General features: G+C 70.2%; 17 protein-coding genes. 4 read left to right on the top strand and 13 right to left on the bottom strand.

The window, feature by feature from the left end; all coding sequences use genetic code 11:
• Positions 1-85: 85 nt before the first annotated feature.
• From QC180_RS17870 to QC180_RS17855, 4 genes are read right to left on the bottom strand one after another with little or no spacing between them, the layout of a single operon-like run.
• On the bottom strand, positions 86-1,279 hold the full coding sequence (locus QC180_RS17870) for an ABC transporter ATP-binding protein (protein WP_278263890.1): 1,194 nt from the start codon (positions 1,277-1,279) through the stop codon (positions 86-88).
• A gap of 28 nt (positions 1,280-1,307) precedes the next feature.
• Complete coding sequence (locus QC180_RS17865) at positions 1,308-2,354, bottom strand: 2-aminoethylphosphonate ABC transporter substrate-binding protein (protein WP_474646472.1); 1,047 nt, start codon at positions 2,352-2,354, stop codon at positions 1,308-1,310.
• Between the two features lie 41 nt (positions 2,355-2,395).
• Positions 2,396-3,076 (bottom strand): phosphonatase-like hydrolase, encoded by a 681-nt coding sequence (locus tag QC180_RS17860; RefSeq protein ID WP_278263889.1) that lies wholly within the window; start codon positions 3,074-3,076, stop codon positions 2,396-2,398.
• A gap of 8 nt (positions 3,077-3,084) precedes the next feature.
• The gene (locus tag QC180_RS17855) at positions 3,085-4,212 is read right to left on the bottom strand and encodes a TIGR03364 family FAD-dependent oxidoreductase (RefSeq protein WP_278263888.1); all 1,128 of its coding nucleotides are present in this window, start codon (positions 4,210-4,212) and stop codon (positions 3,085-3,087) included.
• Positions 4,213-4,309: 97 nt separating this feature from the next.
• Here QC180_RS17855 and QC180_RS17850 point away from each other — a divergent pair, with 97 nt between their 5' ends.
• A complete protein-coding gene (locus tag QC180_RS17850) occupies positions 4,310-5,032 on the top strand; it encodes a GntR family transcriptional regulator (RefSeq protein ID WP_278263887.1) in 723 nt (240 codons plus the stop codon).
• A gap of 6 nt (positions 5,033-5,038) precedes the next feature.
• Here the strand turns inward: QC180_RS17850 and QC180_RS17845 are convergent, their stop codons facing one another.
• Positions 5,039-5,398: a DUF4254 domain-containing protein gene (locus tag QC180_RS17845; protein ID WP_278263886.1), complete on the bottom strand. Its 360-nt coding sequence runs from the start codon at positions 5,396-5,398 to the stop codon at positions 5,039-5,041.
• Between the two features lie 427 nt (positions 5,399-5,825).
• Here QC180_RS17845 and QC180_RS17840 point away from each other — a divergent pair, with 427 nt between their 5' ends.
• Positions 5,826-6,704: a helix-turn-helix domain-containing protein gene (locus tag QC180_RS17840; RefSeq protein WP_278263885.1), complete on the top strand. Its 879-nt coding sequence runs from the start codon at positions 5,826-5,828 to the stop codon at positions 6,702-6,704.
• Here the strand turns inward: QC180_RS17840 and QC180_RS17835 are convergent.
• The 3 genes from QC180_RS17835 to QC180_RS17825 form a co-directional block, all read right to left on the bottom strand.
• On the bottom strand, positions 6,655-7,590 hold the full coding sequence (locus QC180_RS17835; protein ID WP_278263884.1) for a thioesterase domain-containing protein: 936 nt from the start codon (positions 7,588-7,590) through the stop codon (positions 6,655-6,657). The two genes, QC180_RS17840 and QC180_RS17835, sit on opposite strands and share 50 nt — an antisense overlap.
• Positions 7,591-7,650: 60 nt before the next feature.
• Positions 7,651-8,106: a DUF4254 domain-containing protein gene (locus tag QC180_RS17830; RefSeq protein WP_278263883.1), complete on the bottom strand. Its 456-nt coding sequence runs from the start codon at positions 8,104-8,106 to the stop codon at positions 7,651-7,653.
• Positions 8,107-8,303: 197 nt separating this feature from the next.
• Positions 8,304-9,608 (bottom strand): TIGR03118 family protein, encoded by a 1,305-nt coding sequence (locus tag QC180_RS17825; protein ID WP_278264086.1) that lies wholly within the window; start codon positions 9,606-9,608, stop codon positions 8,304-8,306.
• Between the two features lie 157 nt (positions 9,609-9,765).
• On the opposite strand from QC180_RS17825, the gene QC180_RS17820 reads away from it, so the two are divergent.
• On the top strand, positions 9,766-10,263 hold the full coding sequence (locus QC180_RS17820) for a peroxynitrite isomerase (protein WP_278263882.1): 498 nt from the start codon (positions 9,766-9,768) through the stop codon (positions 10,261-10,263).
• Between the two features lie 219 nt (positions 10,264-10,482).
• On the top strand, positions 10,483-10,686 hold the full coding sequence (locus tag QC180_RS17815) for a hypothetical protein (RefSeq protein WP_278263881.1): 204 nt from the start codon (positions 10,483-10,485) through the stop codon (positions 10,684-10,686).
• Here QC180_RS17815 and QC180_RS17810 read toward each other — a convergent pair.
• The 5 genes from QC180_RS17810 to dxr form a co-directional block, all read right to left on the bottom strand.
• Positions 10,680-12,470, bottom strand: coding sequence for a penicillin-binding transpeptidase domain-containing protein (locus tag QC180_RS17810; RefSeq protein WP_278263880.1), 1,791 nt, complete (start codon positions 12,468-12,470; stop codon positions 10,680-10,682). The two genes, QC180_RS17815 and QC180_RS17810, sit on opposite strands and share 7 nt — an antisense overlap.
• Positions 12,471-12,532: 62 nt before the next feature.
• A complete protein-coding gene (locus QC180_RS17805; RefSeq protein ID WP_278263879.1) occupies positions 12,533-13,396 on the bottom strand; it encodes a GNAT family N-acetyltransferase in 864 nt (287 codons plus the stop codon).
• A 74-nt stretch (positions 13,397-13,470) separates the two neighbouring features.
• Entirely contained in the window at positions 13,471-14,631 is a 1,161-nt protein-coding gene (ispG, locus tag QC180_RS17800) for a flavodoxin-dependent (E)-4-hydroxy-3-methylbut-2-enyl-diphosphate synthase (protein ID WP_278263878.1), read from the bottom strand.
• A gap of 118 nt (positions 14,632-14,749) precedes the next feature.
• Positions 14,750-15,946, bottom strand: a complete 1,197-nt coding sequence (locus tag QC180_RS17795; protein ID WP_278263877.1) for a M50 family metallopeptidase — start codon at positions 15,944-15,946, stop codon at positions 14,750-14,752.
• Positions 15,947-16,108: 162 nt separating this feature from the next.
• The gene (gene dxr, locus QC180_RS17790) at positions 16,109-17,290 is read right to left on the bottom strand and encodes a 1-deoxy-D-xylulose-5-phosphate reductoisomerase (protein WP_278263876.1); all 1,182 of its coding nucleotides are present in this window, start codon (positions 17,288-17,290) and stop codon (positions 16,109-16,111) included.
• Between the last annotated feature and the right edge of the window lie 71 nt (positions 17,291-17,361).

Here is a 17,361-nt window from a genome sequence, read left to right as displayed (position 1 = left end):
ACCGGCACCTGAGACGGCGACGGCGACGGCGACGGCGACGGCGACGGCGACGGCGACGGACGAACCGGAGTCGCTCCGGGCCCGGTCACGACTCGCTCCCCGGCCCGCGCACCGCATCACCCGAGTCGCCGACCGGGCGGGGAATGAGCACGCCCGCCGGGTCCGGCAGGCGCACACCGACGATCGCGCCGGGTTCGGCGGTGTAGTGGCCGGGTACTTCGGCGGCGAGGTCCCCCGGCAGCCCGTCGACGGCCAGTTCGACCCGGGTCGAGGCCCCGCGCCAGACCGCGTTCAGCACGGTGGCGCGCAGGGCCTCGTGGTCACCGGGCTTGCCGAGGGTGACCGTGTGCGGCCGGATACACAGCAGCGCTTCGTCCTCCGGTGCCCAGGCGGCGCGGCCGACCCCGGGTGCCGGGACCTGCGCGCGCAAGGTGTTGCCGCTGGCGCTGACCAGCGCCGCCGTCCCGGAGACATGGTTGACGGTGCACGGCACCAGGTTCGCCCCACCCAGGAATCCGGCGGTGAACTCGGTGGGTGGGCGTTGCCAGAGGTTTTCGGCGGTGTCGATGTCGACGAGACGCGCGTCGCGCATCACCGCGATCCGGTCGGCCAGGGCCAGCGCCTCGGCCTGGTCGTGGGTGACATAGAGCATCGCCGTGTCGGGCAGGGCCCGGCGCAACTGTTGGAGCTCGCCGAGCATGGTGTGGCGCAGTTGCGCGTCGAGCGCGGCCAGCGGTTCGTCCAGCAGCAGCACCGGCGGCCGGATGGCCAGGGCCCGGGCGATGGCCACCCGCTGCTGTTGACCACCGGACAGTTCGCGCGGCAGCCGTCGCGCGAAGCCCGCCATGCCGACCATCTCCAGCGCCTCGGTGACCCGCGCGCCGATCTCCGCGCGCGGCACCCGATGCGACTTCAGCCCGAAGGCGACATTGCCGTGCACGCTCAGATGCGGGAACAGCGCATAGGACTGCACCACGACGCCGATCCCGCGCCGGGCGGGCGAGAGCGCGGTGACATCGCGCCCGGCCAGCCGCACCGCGCCCGAGGTGGGCCGGACGAAACCGGCCAGCGCCTTGAGCGCGGTCGACTTGCCCGACCCGCTCGGGCCCAGCAGCGCGACGGTCTCGCCGACGGCGACGCGCAGGGTGAAATCGGCCAGCGCGGTCGTGGCCTTGCGGCCCCGGCCGTAGCGGACCCCGACCCGGTCGAACACGATCGCCGGTTCGGTCGCCGCCACGGTGGTGGTCGTGGACTTCGTACGGAGGTCACCGTCGGACATCGTCAACTCCTCCTCGAGACAGCCGGATTCAGCTACCGGTCGCCTTCTGGTACGCCGCGAGATCGGCGTCCAGGTCGGCGAGCACCTTGTCCCAATCGACCGCGACCACCTCGACACCGCGCAGCGCGGCGGCCGGACCACCCTCGGCGGGCGCGGCCACATCGGCGCGCGGCGATACCGCGAACGCCTCGGGGCCGAGCTTGCTCTGCGCCTCGGGGGCGAGCAGGAAGCGCATGAGCTCGGTGGCGTCGTCCTTGTGCGGGGCGCCCTTGGTCAGGCCCATCACGTACGGCACTGGCACGGTGGAGCGCTTGCCGTCGGCGGCGGGGAAGAACACGTCGAACTTCGAGCCCTTTTCCTGGACATTCGTGAGGTTCATCTGGACGTCACCGTTGGCGATCAGCAGCTCGCCCTTGTCGACCTTGGCCTGCAGTTTGCCGGTGGACGAGGACGGGCCGACGTTGTTGGACTGCAGGGCCGCGAGATAGTCGAGCGCGCCCTGCTTGCCGCGCAGCTGCTGCAGCAGCACCAGCACCGCGGTGCCGTCACCAGCCTGGCCGGGCGTGGAGTACTGCAGCTTGCCCTTGTACTCCGGCTTCAGCAGGTCGTCCCAGGTCAGCGCGCGGGCATCGACGGCGGGGTTGGCGATGAAGCACAGGTAGTTGTTGGCCAGGGTGACGTAGTTGCCGTCGGGGTCCTTGTCGGTGGCGGGCACGGCGGCGGTGTCGATACCGCTGGGCTGCAGCAGGCCCGACTGCTCGGCCTTCTGGATGAACGGCGGCAGCGTGACGATCACGTCGGCCTGCGGGTTGGACTGTTCCTTGTCCACCCGGTTCACCACCTCGCCGGACCCGGCCTCCACCAGATTCACCGCGATCCCGGTGCGCGCGGTGAACTCGGCGAAGCGGTTCTGGTACCAGCCACCGACACCGTCGGCGGAGTAGACGGTGACGGTCCGGCCGTCCGCGGATTCGGTGCCGGTGCCACCGCAGGCCGCGGTGAACGCGACCGCGGTGACCCCGGCCAGCAGCAGCGCGGCGCGCGACAGACGGCGCGCGGTGAGGGAAGTACGCACGATGACGACAACTTTCGGTTCGAGGGAGAGCGGAGGAAGTTTCAGGAGGTGATCAGCGCGGGGAACTCGGCGACCGAGTCGATGACGTGGGTGGCACCGGCCGCGCGCAACCGCTGTTCGGTGTGCGCGCCGGTCAACGTGCCCGCGACGATCCCGGCGCCGGCGGCGAGCCCGGTCGCGATATCGCTGGTGGTGTCGCCGAGGACGGCGATGTTCGCGACCGCGTCGACGCCCAGGCGCAGGGCGGCGGTGAGGACCAGGTCGGGGTAGGGGCGGCCACGGCCCGCGTCGGCGGGCGCGAGGGTGAGGTCGGCCAGGTCGGTCCAGCCCAGGGCCGTCAGCAGCGCGTCCTGGGTACCGCGGCTGAAGCCGGTGGTCAGCGCGACGCGCACGCCCGCCTGGCGCAGGGCCGTGATCGCCTCGGCCGCACCGGGAATCGGCGCGACAGCGGTATCGGCGATGGAGGCGTCGTAGGCGGACTCGAAGGCGCGGTTGGCGGCCTGGGCGGCGTCCTCATCACCGAGTAGCGCGCGGAAGACCGCGATCTTGGACTGGCCCATGGTGTCGAGCACGTACTGGCGGGCCCGCTCGCGGCGCGGCCCCTCGGGCTCGATCCCGGCGGCGGTGGCGGCCTGTTCGAAGGCGCGCAGCACGAGTCCGCCGTCGGCGACGGTGGTGCCCGCCATGTCGAGCACGGCCAGTTGGATCCGGTTGTCCGGCACGGTGTTCCTCACAATCCGATCAGGTCGGCGGTCTGCGCGCCGAGGGCGGGGCCCAGGGTCATGCCGCGGCCGCCGGGGCCGGTGACGACCCAGACATTGGTGTCGGCACGCACCCGGGTGACCAGGGCGCCGGGGTCGACGCTCTGGCTGTAGACACCGGCCCAGCGCCGCACTATCGGCGGCAGCGCGCGGCCCAGCAGCGCCTCGGTGACCTCGGTGAGGTGCTCGTAGGGCGCCTCGTCGACGTCGAAGGCGAACGGCTCGGTGTACTCGTGGGTGTCGCCGATGGTCAGACCGCCGTGCAGGCGCTGCACGCACAACAGCTGCATCTTGTGCGCGGCGGCGGTGGCGGTCTGCGACTGCTCGGCGGTCAGCGAATCCACCTGCGGCCCGGCGAATCCCGGGTAGTAGCGGAAGCTGTCGCCGTCGGCGATCGCGGTGGTGAGAGGTTCGCCGAGCGGGGCGGTCTGCATCATCTGCAGGCGGACCCGGCGAACCGGGAGGTCACCGGCCAGCTCGCGGGTGAGGCCGGAATGGGCGGCGCCGGGGCAGTGGATGACCAGGTCGGCCTCGTGGCGGCGGCCGTGGTCGTCGAGCACCACCGCGCCGGAACCGGTGTCGAGCACCGAGCGCGCCTCGGTGCCCTCGTGGAAGGTGTAGCGGCCGGTCGCGGCCATGTGGGCGCGCAGCGCGGGCAGTGCCTGGCGCGACTCGACGACGGCGTCGGTCGAGCAGTGCAGACCGGCGAGGAAGTCTCCGCGCAGCGCGGGATTGAGGGCGCGCACCCGGTCGGGTTCGAGCAGTTCGAAACCCCGTGCCGTCGCGGTCGATCCCGTGGCGGCGGCTTCGGCGACCGCGAGCTCGGCCGGGGTGCGGACCAGCGTGATCGAACCGGCCGGACGGAAGCCGATACCGGCGACGCGGCCACCGATCTCGGCCCACAGCTCCCGCGAGCGCAGGGTGAGCGGGAGTTCGTCCGCCGAGCGGCCGGAGACCCAGACCAGACCGAAATTGCGGACCGTTGCCCCGCGCGCCTCCCGCTCGCGTTCGAGCTGGAGGACGGTGTGGCCGCGGGTGATCGCGGCCCAGGCGTGCGCGGTGCCGAGTATCCCGCCACCGATGATGACCAATCGCATGCCACCGATGGTGACAAATGGTCTAGACCGATAGGTGTGGGCCGAAGGAACGCTGGGTTAACTTTTGGTATAGACCAATCCGGGTAGGCTGGGTCGCATGGAAGCCCCGCACACCACGCGCGTCCCCAAGGTGTTCCTGGTCCGCACCGAGATCGACGCCATCCTGGCCGATCTCGCCGAGGGCGACCCGGTCCCCGCCGAACGCGAACTGGCCACTCGCTTCGGCGTCGCGCGCGAAACCGTGCGCCAAGCCCTGCGGGAACTGCTGGTCGAGGGCAGGATCCGGCGCCAGGGCCGGGGCACGGTGGTCTCGCGGCCCAAACTCGCGCAGCCGCTGTCGCTGCGCTCCTACACCGAGGGCGCGATCAGCCTCGGTCGCACGCCGGGACGCATCCTGGTCGCGTGGGAGAACGTCGCCGCCGACGCGGCGACCGCGGCCGATCTCGAACTCGCACCCGGCGCCGAGGTGATGCACCTCGAACGCGTCCTGCTCGCCGACGGCGAACGCATCGGCCTGGAGAGCACCTACCTTCCCCTGCACCGATTCGCCGGTCTGCGTGCCAGTTACGACCCGACGACCTCGCTGTACGCGGCGATCCGCGCGACCGGCATCGAACTCGCCGGTGCGCGCGAACGCATCGAGACCGTCCTGGCCGCGCCGAGGGAGGCGGGGCTGCTCGACTGCACCACCGCCCTGCCGATGTTGCTGCTGCACCGACGCAGTGTCGATGCCGACGGCGCACCCGTCGAACGGGTGCGCTCGCTCTACCGTGGCGACCGGGTCGCCTTCGAAGCCCGGCTGACGCCGGAGCCCGACTGACCCGGCCTACTGCTCGGGCAACCGCCGCCTGCCACCGGTGACGTCGGTGACCAGGTCGGTGTACCCGTCGACGAGTTCGGCGAGGTGGTACCAGTGCTTGTGCGTGGTGTCGCTGCGCGCCCCGTCGAGGTCGATGGCCTGGTTGGCATCCACCCAGCTGCGCGCCATCCGGTCGACGACGGCACCGAGGCTCTCGGTGTGCAGCGAGGCGCCGTTGCGGTGCAACGGCATCTCCGAGACGATCCAGTCGTTGATGTCGTCGACGAGTTCACCTCGTCGGCAATCGATTTCCGCGATCAGCGCGGCGTCACGCACCTGTGCCCGCCGCTCGTGCAGTTCGGCCAGCGCGTGCGCCGAACGCAACAATTCCCGATCTTGAAAACGCCGACCCTGGAATGCGCACAACAATTGCGGCGCGGTCGGAAGTACCCCCATCACCGGCGCGCTCATCGCAACGCCCCGAATTCACCCGACACCCAAGATTTGTGTACCAACATGATTGGCTCTCGATTCGGTTATCCCGGTCTTCTGTTCGGATTGCTCGCAACCAGGCTAACTGGATCATGCTCGCTCACAAGCGGAAACGCAAGATTGCGTTGTCACTCCTGCGGTAAAGCCTCCCTGACAGAACCGGCGGTCACATCCGCAGTGCCACAGCGGGTTCCGGCGTGTCGCACGACGCGCTGACCACCATCAATCCGGGTCGCCCGCCGTGTTCACCGATCGCGTGACATCGGGGCGCCATGGCGCAATAATGCGATTCACGAAGCGCGCCACCGGCGAAGGGGAACCAATGGCAGGCAAGCGCACGACACTGACCGTCAGGCTACGCAGGCTCGCCGCCATGCTGCGCGAGTTACGCGAAAGCGCCGGGCTCAGCAAGGAAGACGTCAGCGCGCGGACCGGCATCAACGTGACCACGTTGTACCGCATCGAAATGGCGCAGGCCAGGCCGCAGCGCCGCACCCTCAGCGCCATGCTCGACCTCTACCAGGTCAGCGAGAAGATCCGCGAAGAGGCGCTGAATCTGCTCTCCGACGCACTCAAACCGGGGATGTCACACGCCTACGAGGGCGCGCTGTCGGATGTCTATGCCACTTACATCAATTTCGAGGCGGAGGCGCTGTCGGCCAGGCAGTACCAGACTTCGACGGTGCCCGGCCTGCTGCAGACCTTCGACTACGCGGCCGCCGTCATCGACACCTCCATGCCGCGCCTGGACGCGGCGGTGATGGAGAGCAGGGCGCAGGCGCGGATGGACCGCGCGGTCAACCTGACCAAGGAGGACCCGCTCGAACTGTGGGTCGTCATGGACGAGGCGGCCATCCGCAGGGTCGTCGGCGGGCCGACGACGATGGTCGGCCAGCTCGACCGGCTGCTCGACGAGACCAAGCGCAAGAACGTGATCCTGCAGGTGCTGCCGTTCGACGCGGGCGCGCACCCCGGCATGGCGGGGTCGTTCACGCTGCTCGACTTCCGCAATCCGGTCGACCCGGAACTGGTGTACGTGGAGAGCATGTCGGTGCACGACCTGGTCGAGGGACATTCCGAGATCCGCCGTTTCGGCGTGATCTTCGATCAGCTGCGGGCGATGGCCTTGAGCCCGCGTGATTCGGCGGCGCTCATCGCCACGGCACGCGACGATCTCGCGAAGTCGATCCCCGACCTCTGATCCGCGCCGACACGAGCGCGTCCGCGATCTCCGGGAACAGTTCCGGGGTGATCAGTTCCTCCGGTGTCGCGTCGAGGACGAGGCCGGTCACCGTGCCGGTCACGTAGGGCCGCCAGTTCCGCACAGCCGCACCCGGATCGGGGCGCTCGGTGCCGTCGTGATGCCGCCCGGCGACACAGACGGTCAGCTCACCGGGCAGTAGCGACGGCCGATGGCCGACGACCCGGCGTAGCGCGGTGTGACTCGCGTCCGCGAGCCGGTCCAGATCGGCGCCGGTGAGTTCGACGGTGCCCGCCAGCGCCGCGGCCATGGCGGCGGCCGCCGCGGTGGCGTCGAGAGTGGTGGTGCCGGTGTCGACGCCGAGCAGGGCGCCGAAACGGTGCACGTACTCCCCTGCCGACCAGGCCGCCGGTATCCGGACACCGCTGGCCGCGGGATCGGTGTCGAGCAGCACCACCGAGACATCCCGGCCCGCCGTACGCAGGGCCACGGCCAGCTCGTGGGCGACGAAACCACCCGCCGACCAGCCGAGCAGCTGGAGCGGCCCCTGCGGGGCGATCCGGCGGATCTCGGCGAGAAAGTCCTTCGCGGCATCGCGGACGGTGCGCGCGACGGGGGTGCTCGGCACGGTTTGCAGGCCGTAGACCGGGGTGCGTGGCTCGAGGACGGTGATCAGCTCCGCGAAATGCCAGGCCGGGCCGACCTCGCCGGACAGGCAGAACAGCGGGATTCCGTCGACGCGGCCGCCGCGCGGGCGGATCGGCAGCACCGGTGCCAGCGCGGCCGAGGTCGCGCGCTCGAGGCCGGGGGCCGACACGCAGGAGTCCGGGTCGGCGGGCCACGCGCACGCGGGCGCGGTGTCGGACGGATCGTCGTGAATGCCCACACCAGATGATACGTCGTACGAAACCTCGCTCACCCCAGCATTTCCCGGGGCATCCGGCGCTCAGTACGGCAGGCTGCGCACGCCCGCCCAGAGGTCGTCGACGAGGCGCTGGTAGGTGTCGGCGAGGTCTTCGAGCCGGACCCACTCGTCGTAGTAGACCGCGTCGGGCGCGCTGGCCAGCTCGATGTGGGTCTGGCTGCTGTGCCTGGCCAGGCGGTCGACCAGGCTGCCCAGGGTCTCGCAGTGTTCCTCGGCGCCCGCGCGGGGCACCGGCGCGGCCAGGATCACCCAGCGATCGACCGCGCGCATCAACTGGGCCCGCCGACGATCGATCGCGGCGACCTCGCTCAGCGGCGTGCGCTCGCGCGCCTGGTGCAGGACGGCCAGCTCACCCGCCGCGTCCAGGATCGGGTGCTCGTCGTGGGGCAGCCCGCGCAGGGCCGCGAGCAACGCCGAACGGCAGGGCAGCATCGTCGGGCCTGCCGTGCGCTGCCGCACGGGATGCGAAACCTTCATCTGGCCTACCTCCGGCTCGGGCACGACACCCCGGTGAGGGTGCCATCGCGTGCGGCAGAACGCGGCGGACACCACGCGGTCGCGCGCGCCCGGCAATCATCCCGCCACCCACTGTCCCCGATGACGGCGCCCGGCGGAAGAATTGGCATACCGGACATTCGGATTGTCCGGTACCGCCGCCGGGCGCCGGGCGCGGGCTACTGCACGCGCAGACTGCCGAACAGACCCTGCTTCTCGTCCTCGGGACCGGCCGTGAAGTACAGGGCGTTGGCGTCGCCCAGGCTCTCGCCGTTGCCGAACAGCAGCGCCCACAGACCGGGGATCTCCACCGGCTTCGCCTCGGTGTCGCGCAGGTAGTCGACGAAGGTGCCGGTGGTGTCGTCGTAGGCGAGCACGCGGCCCAGACCGCCGAAGTTGCCGATCAGCAACTTGCCCGACAACGCGCCGAAGTTCGACGGCGCGATCGCCACACCCCACGGCGCGTTGAGCCTGCCGCCGTCGTCGATGATCCGCACCAGCTTGCCCGCGGCGTCGAACTCGGCCACTTTGCCCTTGTCCGGCTTGCCGTCGGCGGCCTTGTCGGCGGCGGCGTCGAGCGCGTCCTCCTCGCCCTTGTCGAAGGCGGTGGGGTCCTTCGCGTCGGGCTTGGTGACCGCGTAGGAGACGAACACGCGGCTGCCGAGGGTGGTGACGTTGAACGGTGCCGGATCGCCGGGCTCGGCCTTCTTGCCCTTCTCCGGGGTCGAGGGGTCGATCAGGTCACCGGTGGCGAAGGGGTTGGCGAATCCGGTGGTGGCGACCGGCTGCCAGAACTTGTCGAAGGTGCGGATCTGCGGGTCCGCGCCGAAGTCGGCGACCAGCAGTTTGTCCCCGGCGGGCGAGAGCGCCAGCCCGAAGAACGCCATGCCCTGCGCGGAACCGTCGAAGACCTGATTCGCGCCGCCGTTGCGGCGGATGATCGCGCCGTCGGGCGCCTGCTCGGTCCAGGCCGAGATCTTGCCGGAGTCGGTGGCGAAGATGAACCGGGCCGAACCGGTCAGCGGCACCGGCAGGCCGTCGAGGTCGACCCACTGGTCGCGCACCACGAACAGATCCGAGGTGATCGGTGCCGGGTTGAACACCACGCCGGTGGTCTTGCCGACGCTCTTGTCGGTGGTGTCGGCGTCGGCGCCGGGAATGCCGACGGTCTCGAGCTGGTCCTGGCTCAGCTTCTGCAGCTTGGGATCCGAGGAGCTGTGCACGTCGCCGAGGAACTGGTAGGACTTGCCGCCCGCACCGACCCAGAAGTGTCCGCCCGCGCCCTTGGGGCGGTTGGCCAGGCCCCAGGCGTCGACCATCTCGGGAATGGTGAACTGAGCGTGATAGGAGTCCTTGTCGGCGGCCAGGTTGGTCTGGCCGTAGCGGTTGCCCTCGAGCGCGGTCACCTCGCCGGTGGTGGCCTCCGAGCTCGAGCAGGCCGTCGCCACCAGGAGCACCGCACCGAACACAGCACCACGTACCAGTCCGGACCGCACCCCGCGGGCGCCCCTCACATGTCCGTTCACGTTCTATCCTTTCGACCTCCGCCGGACGGCGTTCAGGCGTGGCTGACCTTAGCCTGAGCGGCGTCCCGGCGTGGGCGTGAGGCGCCTGTGCGCGTGCGGGTCTAGGCTGTCGGCCGTGGTCGAACCCTCCGCGTCCGTCGCTCCGCATCCCGCTGTCGCCGCGCTGGCTCCACTGCTGGGCACCTGGCGCGGCCGCGGCCACGGCGAGTATCCGACGATCGAGTCGTTCGACTATCTCGAGGAAGTGGCCTTCGGGCACATCGGCAAACCGTTCCTCACCTACCGTCAGCGGACCAGGGCCGCCGACGACGGCAGGCCGCTGCACGCCGAGACCGGCTACCTGCGCTGCCCCGCGCCGGGACGGGCCGAACTCATCCTCGCGCACCCCACCGGGATCACCGAGATCTGCGAGGGCACCATCACCGAAACGGTCGACGGAATTCGTCTGGAATTGAACTCGACGAATATCGGACTGAGCGGATCGGCGAAATCGGTGACCGCGCTCGGCCGTTCTTTCCATGTCACCGGTGACACCATCGACTACACCGTGCGGATGGCCGCGGTCGGCGAATCCCTGCAGCATCATCTGGGCGCCACTCTGCAACGCATCTGATCACGTCATACCCGCTGAACTGCGGATTCACACGCCGTATTCCGGTAATTCGCCTTTTCATCACGGTCCGGTACCGGTTGCGTTCGAACACGCCCGCACATAGAGCAACAATTGTGTGTCGCTTGTCCATGCCGTCTGTTGCCGCCCTGAAGACCGTTCTAGGTTCGAATAGCCGCTCGGCGAGGAAAACCGTCGAAACCCTGAACGAGGGAGACGAGCATGAGGCGTTCCACCCTGATCCTGACCACCGCGGGCATGATTCTCGGCGGTGCCGCCGCCATCGATCTGCTCGACGACACCGGCATCGAGGCCGCGCCCCAGCCCGTCGCGGGAATCCAGGTGCTGCACAACGCGGCGACCGCCCACAACGAGAGCACCTCGCTGGCGGTGGTGCGGATCACCGCCGCGCTGCCGGGTCAGTAGCCCGGCGGCAGCGCGGCGAACATGTCGCGGGTGACCGCGACCGCGTTGTCGGAGCTGCCACCCTTGACCAGCAGTGTCGCGAAGGCGATGTCGCCGCGATAGCCGACGAACCACGAGTGCGACCCGCCCTCGACCTCGGCCTCACCGGTCTTGCCGTACACCTCGCCCTGGTCCCGGATCCGTTCGGCCGTACCGCCGGTGACCACCTTGCGCATCATCGCGCGCAGTCCGTCGACCACCTCCGGGGCGATGGCGGGCCGGTCGCCGGTGACCTCGGTGGGCCTGCCCGCGATGAGATAGGGCACCGGCGCCGAGCCGCGCGCCACCGTCGCGGCCATCACCGCCATCCCGAACGGGCTCACCACCACCCGGCCCTGACCGATCCCGTCCTCGGCGCGCTGCACCAGCTCGTCGGCGCGCGGCACCGAGCCCGACATGGTCGGCAGGCCCGCCACCGCGTAGTCCTGGCCGATGCCCAGCCGCGCGGCCGCCTCGGTGAGGTCGTCGCCGTCCAGGCGGCTGGCCAGCCGGGCGAAGGTGGTGTTGCAGGAGCGTTCGTAGGCGGTGGCCATCGGGACGTCGCCGACGGTGAACAGGTTGTAGTTCGGAATGGTGCGCTCGCCGATGATGGTGCGGCTCGGACAGGGCAGCACGGTGTCGGGGGTGGCGATGCCCTTGGCCATGGCGGCCGAGGCGGTCACCGTCTTGAAGATCGAGCCCGGCGGATACTGCCCGCTGGTGGCGACCGGACCGTCGCGATCGGCGGCCTTGTTCTGGGCGACGGCGAGAATCGCGCCGGTGGAGGGCCGCAGCACCACCATCATGGTCTGCTCGGTCCGCAGGTCGACGGCGTGCTGGGCGGAATTCTGCACGAACCGGTCGATGCTGAGCGCGAAGGACGGCGCGGGCTGGGCCGCCACCTCGTGCAGCACGCCGAGATCGGCGCCGTTGGCATTGCGGGTGATCACGCTCCAGCCCGCCTTGCCGTCGACCTCGGCGATCACCGTCTTGCGCACCTGGGTGAGCAGATCGGGCGCGAACTTGCGGTCGGTGGGCACCATGTCCCACTCCTGGGTCACCGTCACACCGGGCAACCCGATCAGCTGTCCGCCGAGGGTCTCGGCCTCGTACTCGGTGAGCAGGATGACGGTGTACGGGCCCTCGGCGCCGCGAGCGGCGCTCAGGATGTTCTGCGGGGTGTAGGCCACCGGATCGATGCGGCTCAGCGCCGCGGCCAGGGCTCCGGCGACCTGGGTGGGATCGGGCGCTTCGGCGATGTCGAAGCGCACCCGCGACACCTTGCCGGGCACCAGCACATCACTGCCCGCCGATTCGTTGACCCGGGCGCGCGGGGCGGGCGCGGTGCGCAGTTCCAGGCTCTGGGTGTCACCGAGGCGCGGGTGGATGTCGGTGGCGGTCCAGCGCACCAGCCAGCGGCCACCGCTGCGACCCATCTGCAGTTCGCCGGTGTAGGTCCACTGCCTGCCCTTGGGCAGGGTCCACTCGTAGGTGTAGTCGACGGTGGCGGTGTCACCGCTGACGCGCGCGTCGCCGGTGCGGATGCGTAGTCGCTCGGCCTGCAGCGCGTCCCACGCCGAAGTCAGTGCCGCCGTGGCCTTCTCGGGAGCCGTGGTGAGCGCGGCGGCCGCGGCGAGATCGTGCTCGGCGAAGGCAGCGGCGAAGGCGTCGGCGGCGGGCACCGGCCCCTGCTGACCCGAGACACAGGCGGTCGCCGCCACCGCGAGGGCGGCCACCGCGTACGTGGTGAGCATCCGTGTCCTCATCGGCACCGATGGTAGCGGCGAACACCCCGCGAACCCCGGAAGACACCGCCGTACACGGCCGTTCAGTCGACGAGCACGGTGGCGAAGGTGGCGATCTGCCGGAAACCCACACGGCTGTAGGCCCGTCGGGCGATCTGGTTGTAGTCGTTGACGTACAGGCTGGCCGTACGCCCGGTCGCGACAACGGCATTGGCGACCGTCGCGGTGCCCGCGGTCCCCACCCCGGTGCCACGGAAGTCGGGATGCACCCACACGCCCTGGATCTGGCCGGTGCGCCGCGACAGCGAGCCGATCTCGGCCTTGTAGACCACCACGCCGTCCTCGAAACGCGCCCAGGCCCTGCCTGATTCGATGAGGCTCTGGATGCGGCGGCGATAGCCCCGACCGCCGTCGCCCGCGCGCGGGTCGATGCCCACCTCTTCGATGAACATGGCGATGGCCGCGACCAGGTAGCGGTCGATCTCGTCGGGCCGCACCCGGCGTACCCGGCCGTCGGCGCGGGCCACCGCGGGCTGGGCCAACGCGAGCAGCGGCTGTTCGGCGCGTAGTTCCCTGGCCGGGCCCCAGGCGGGTAGCAGCAGTTCCCACAGCGGCAGCGTCAGTTCCTGCCTGCCGACCACCGAGGAACACACCCGCGGCCAGCGCACCGCCCGATCGGCGAAGGCGCGGATGGCCTGCGGGTCCCCACGCAGCGGGACGAGGTTGGCGCCGGAGAAGCACAGCGAGTCGGCCGGGCCACCGCGGCTCCACAGCTCACCGGAACCCGAGCGCGCGTCGAGCCCGAACTCCTGCACGCGGGCGGCGATCATGCACGAGGCGACCGGGTCGGCATCGAGCACACGGAGTACTTCGCCCAGGTCCCGGACGGATACCGGGCGCGCGGGGGCGGTTTTGGACCGTCGCGTCGGCTCCAGCAGACTCCGCACGGCACCAGCCTGCCACGAAAGCGGCCGCAGTGGTACGGGTCCGCCGAATCCGAGGCCCGACCGTGAGTGCCGGATCAGCCGACGGTCACCACGGGGGCCGCCGCGCCGCCGGGCTGCTCGCCCATCTCCTCGGCGATCCGCATGGCCTCTTCGATCAGCGTCTCCACGATCTGGGCCTCGGGCACGGTCTTGATGACCTCACCCTTGACGAAGATCTGCCCCTTGCCGTTGCCCGAGGCCACGCCCAGATCCGCCTCGCGGGCCTCGCCCGGACCGTTCACCACACAGCCCATCACGGCCACCCGCAACGGCACCTCGAGCCCGTCGAGTCCGGCGGCGACGGCGTCGGCCAGGGTGTACACGTCGACCTGCGCGCGACCACACGACGGGCACGACACGATCTCGAGCTTGCGCGGACGCAGATTCAGCGACTGCAGGATCTGCCCACCGACCTTGACCTCCTCGGCGGGCGGCGCCGAGAGCGAGACGCGGATGGTGTCGCCGATCCCCTCACCGAGCAGCGCGCCGAAGGCGACCGCGGACTTGATCGTGCCCTGGAAGGCCGGACCCGCCTCGGTGACACCCAGGTGCAGCGGATAGTCGCTCTGCGCGGCCAGCTGCCGGTAGGCCTCCACCATGATCACCGGATCGTTGTGCTTGACCGAGATCTTGATGTCGCCGAAGCCGTGCTCCTCGAACAGGCTCGCCTCCCACAGCGCCGACTCGACCAGCGCCTCCGGAGTGGCCTTGCCGTACTTCTCCAGCATCCGCTTGTCCAGCGACCCGGCGTTGACACCGATGCGGATCGGGATGCCCGCGGCACCGGCCGCCTTGGCGACCTCGCCGACGCGCCCGTCGAACTCCTTGATGTTGCCCGGGTTCACCCGCACCGCGGCGCAACCCGCGTCGATCGCGGCGAAGATGTAGCGCGGCTGGAAGTGGATGTCGGCGATCACCGGGATCTGCGACTTCCTGGCGATCGTCGCCAGCGCGTCGGCGTCCTCCTGACGCGGACACGCCACCCGCACGATGTCACAGCCCGACGCGGTCAACTGCGCGATCTGCTGCAACGTCGCGTTGACGTCGTGGGTCTTGGTGGTGGTCATCGACTGCACCGAGATCGGCGAGTCACTGCCGACACCGACCGAACCCACCTTCAGCTGGCGGGTCTTGCGCCGGGGAGCGAGCACAGCAGCGGGAGCGGCGGGCATCCCCAATCCGATGGTGCTGGTCACGGTCGGCTGCCTTCTTTCGTGCGTGTTCACGGTTTCGACCTGGCTCGTCTTGCTCCCGAGCTTAGTCGCGTCGGCCAGGGCGGCGCCCTGTGAGGGCCACGACAGGGGTTCGCCGCGGCTACGGCAGACGGATGGGGTTGACGATGTCGGCGGCCAAGGTCAGGACCATGAACGCACCACCGATCACCACCGCCACATACGTCACGGGAAGCAACTTGAGATAGTCCACCGGACCGGCCGGGGCCTTACCGCGCCAGCCACGCAGGGTGTCGCGGACCTTCTCGTAGAGCACCACCGCGATGTGTCCGCCGTCCAGCGGCAGCAGCGGCAGCAGGTTGAACGCGCCGAGGAAGAAGTTCAGGCTGGCCAGCACCAGGATGAACATGCCCCACAGGCCACGCTCGGCGGTCTCACCACCGATCCGGCTCGCGCCGTACACACTGACCGGCGTCTCCGGATCGCGCTCACCACCGGTGACCGCCTCCCACAGCGCCGACACCTTCTGCGGCATCTTCGCCAGCGACTTCACCGTCTCCACGAAGAAGTCACCGGTGAACGAGACCGTCGCCGGGATCGCCGCCAGCGGACCGTACTGCTGCGGCGAGGCGTAATCGGGGCCGACACCCACCGCGCCGACCTCACGAGCCGGACCCTCCTTGGGCGAACGCAGCACCCGCTCCGGCGTCACCGGCACGGTGAGGGTCTGCCCGTCCCGCTCGATCGTGTAGGTGAACGGGCCGGTCTGCTTCTGCGTCTCGGCCTGGAACTGCGCCCAGGTGCTCACCTCGACACCGTTGACCGACTTCACCACATCACCGCGACGCAGACCCGCGCGCTGGGCGGGACCGTCACCGGTACACGGCGCCAACGTCTTGTCCGCAGTCTCCTGGGCGACACAGCTCATGGTGCCCAGCGCGGTGGCCGGAGGCTGCTCGAGCTGCGGCAGACCCCAGCCCACCGCCAACACCACCAGCAGCACGAAACCCAGCAGGAAGTTCATCGCGATACCGCCGAACATCACCACCAGGCGCTTCCAGGTCGACTGGCGATACATCGCCCGCTCGACCTCCTCGGCCTCGAGCTCGTCGAGCGCGGTCATGCCCGCGATATCGCAGAAACCACCCAGCGGCAACGCCTTGAGCCCGTACTCGGTCTCACCACGACGGAAGGAGAACACCTTCGGCCCGAAACCGATGAAGTACCGCCGCACCTTCATCCCGGTGGCCTGCGCGGCCCACATGTGCCCGCACTCGTGCAGCGCGATCGAGATCGTGATACCGAGGGCGAACAGTGCGAACCCCAGCGCGAATACCATCTGGCTCCTGTGTTTATCGGCGGCTGGCGCCGCGGGTTTTCGGCCTCGTAACCCCGGATCCGAAGGGCGATACTCCGGCTTCGCCGTGACGTCTCGCCCTTCGGATCCGGGGCGGCCGAAAACCGTGGGGGTCGGGTTTACCTCGCGACGTCGTGCGCCGGGTCAGGACGCGATGACGGTCGCGGCGTACTCCCGTGCCCAGCGGTCGGCCGCGAGGACGTCGTCCAGGGTATCGGGTTCGGCCCGCCACCGATCGGCGGCCTCCACGGCGCGTGTGACGGTGGCCACGATCGCGGGGAAGGTGATCGCGCCGTCGAGGAAGGCTTGTACCGCTACCTCGTTGGCGGCGTTGTAGACGGCGGTGACGCTGCCGCCCGCCTCGCCCGCTTGCCTGGCGAGACGGACCGCGGGGAAGACCTCGTCGTCGACGGGTTCGAAGGTCCAGGTGGACGCGGTGGTGAAATCGCAGGCGGTGGCGGCGCCGGGGATGCGGTCGGGCCAGCCGAGGGCCAGGGCGATGGGCAGACGCATGTCCGGGGGGCTGGCCTGGGCGAGCGTGGAGCCGTCGGTGAAGGTGACCATGGAGTGCACGATCGACTGGGGGTGCACGGTGACGTCGATGCGGTCGTAGGGGACGCCGAAGAGCAGATGTGTCTCGATCAGTTCGAGGCCCTTGTTCACCAGCGAGGCGGAGTTGAGGGTGTTCATCGGGCCCATCGACCAGGTGGGGTGGTGCTTGGCCTCGGCGGGGTTGACCGAGGCCAGCATCTCGGTGCTCCAGCCGCGGAACGGGCCGCCCGAGGCGGTGAGCACCAGCCGGTCGACCTCCTCGGCCCGGCCGCCGCGCAGGCACTGGGCCAGCGCGGAGTGCTCGGAGTCGACGGGCACGATCTGACCGGGGGCGGCGGCGCGGGTCACCAGGGAGCCACCGGCCACGAGGGATTCCTTGTTGGCCAACGCCAGCCGGGTACCCGCCTCCAGGGTGGCCAGGGTCGGTTCCAGGCCGAGCGACCCGACCAGCGCGTTGAGCACGACATCGGCCTCGGTGCGGCGCACCAGTTCGGTCACCGCGCCCGGACCACCCAGTGCCAGACCGAGTTCCCCGGCGGCGGCCGGATCGGCGACGGCGACGTTGCGGGTGCCGGTGGCGGCCATCTGCGTGGCGAGCAGGGCGGTGTTGCCGCCGCGCGCGGCCAGTCCGACCACCTCGAAACGGTCCGGGTTGGCGGCGATCACCTCTAACGCCTGGGTGCCGATCGAGCCGGTACTGCCCAGGAGCAGCACCTTCACCCGGTCTGCGGAGGTGGTGTGGTCGTGCGCGGCACGCGTCGGTCGGTGGGACACGGGCCCATTGTGGCAGGGCTGCTGGCTACGACATGCGGTCGTATGCCACGATATGCACACTCGCCTTACCG

Origin of the sequence: Nocardia anocheti, from assembly GCF_029675105.1 — a bacterium.
Taxonomy (GTDB): Bacteria; Actinomycetota; Actinomycetes; order Mycobacteriales; family Mycobacteriaceae; genus Nocardia.
This window is presented reverse-complemented; position numbering and strand designations above follow the sequence as displayed.

What these genes read in the sequence shown, in the direction of transcription:
- QC180_RS17810 (WP_278263880.1), bottom strand. Translation starts at nt 12,470, where the DNA reads ATGAGGACACGGATGCTCACCACGTACGCGGTGGCCGCCCTCGCGGTG.
- QC180_RS17830 (WP_278263883.1), bottom strand. Translation starts at nt 8,106, where the DNA reads ATGAAGGTTTCGCATCCCGTGCGGCAGCGCACGGCAGGCCCGACGATG.
- QC180_RS17840 (WP_278263885.1), top strand. Translation starts at nt 5,826, where the DNA reads ATGGCAGGCAAGCGCACGACACTGACCGTCAGGCTACGCAGGCTCGCC.
- QC180_RS17850 (WP_278263887.1), top strand. Translation starts at nt 4,310, where the DNA reads ATGGAAGCCCCGCACACCACGCGCGTCCCCAAGGTGTTCCTGGTCCGC.
- QC180_RS17795 (WP_278263877.1), bottom strand. Translation starts at nt 15,946, where the DNA reads ATGGTATTCGCGCTGGGGTTCGCACTGTTCGCCCTCGGTATCACGATC.
- QC180_RS17815 (WP_278263881.1), top strand. Translation starts at nt 10,483, where the DNA reads ATGAGGCGTTCCACCCTGATCCTGACCACCGCGGGCATGATTCTCGGC.
- QC180_RS17870 (WP_278263890.1), bottom strand. Translation starts at nt 1,279, where the DNA reads ATGTCCGACGGTGACCTCCGTACGAAGTCCACGACCACCACCGTGGCG.
- QC180_RS17855 (WP_278263888.1), bottom strand. Translation starts at nt 4,212, where the DNA reads ATGCGATTGGTCATCATCGGTGGCGGGATACTCGGCACCGCGCACGCC.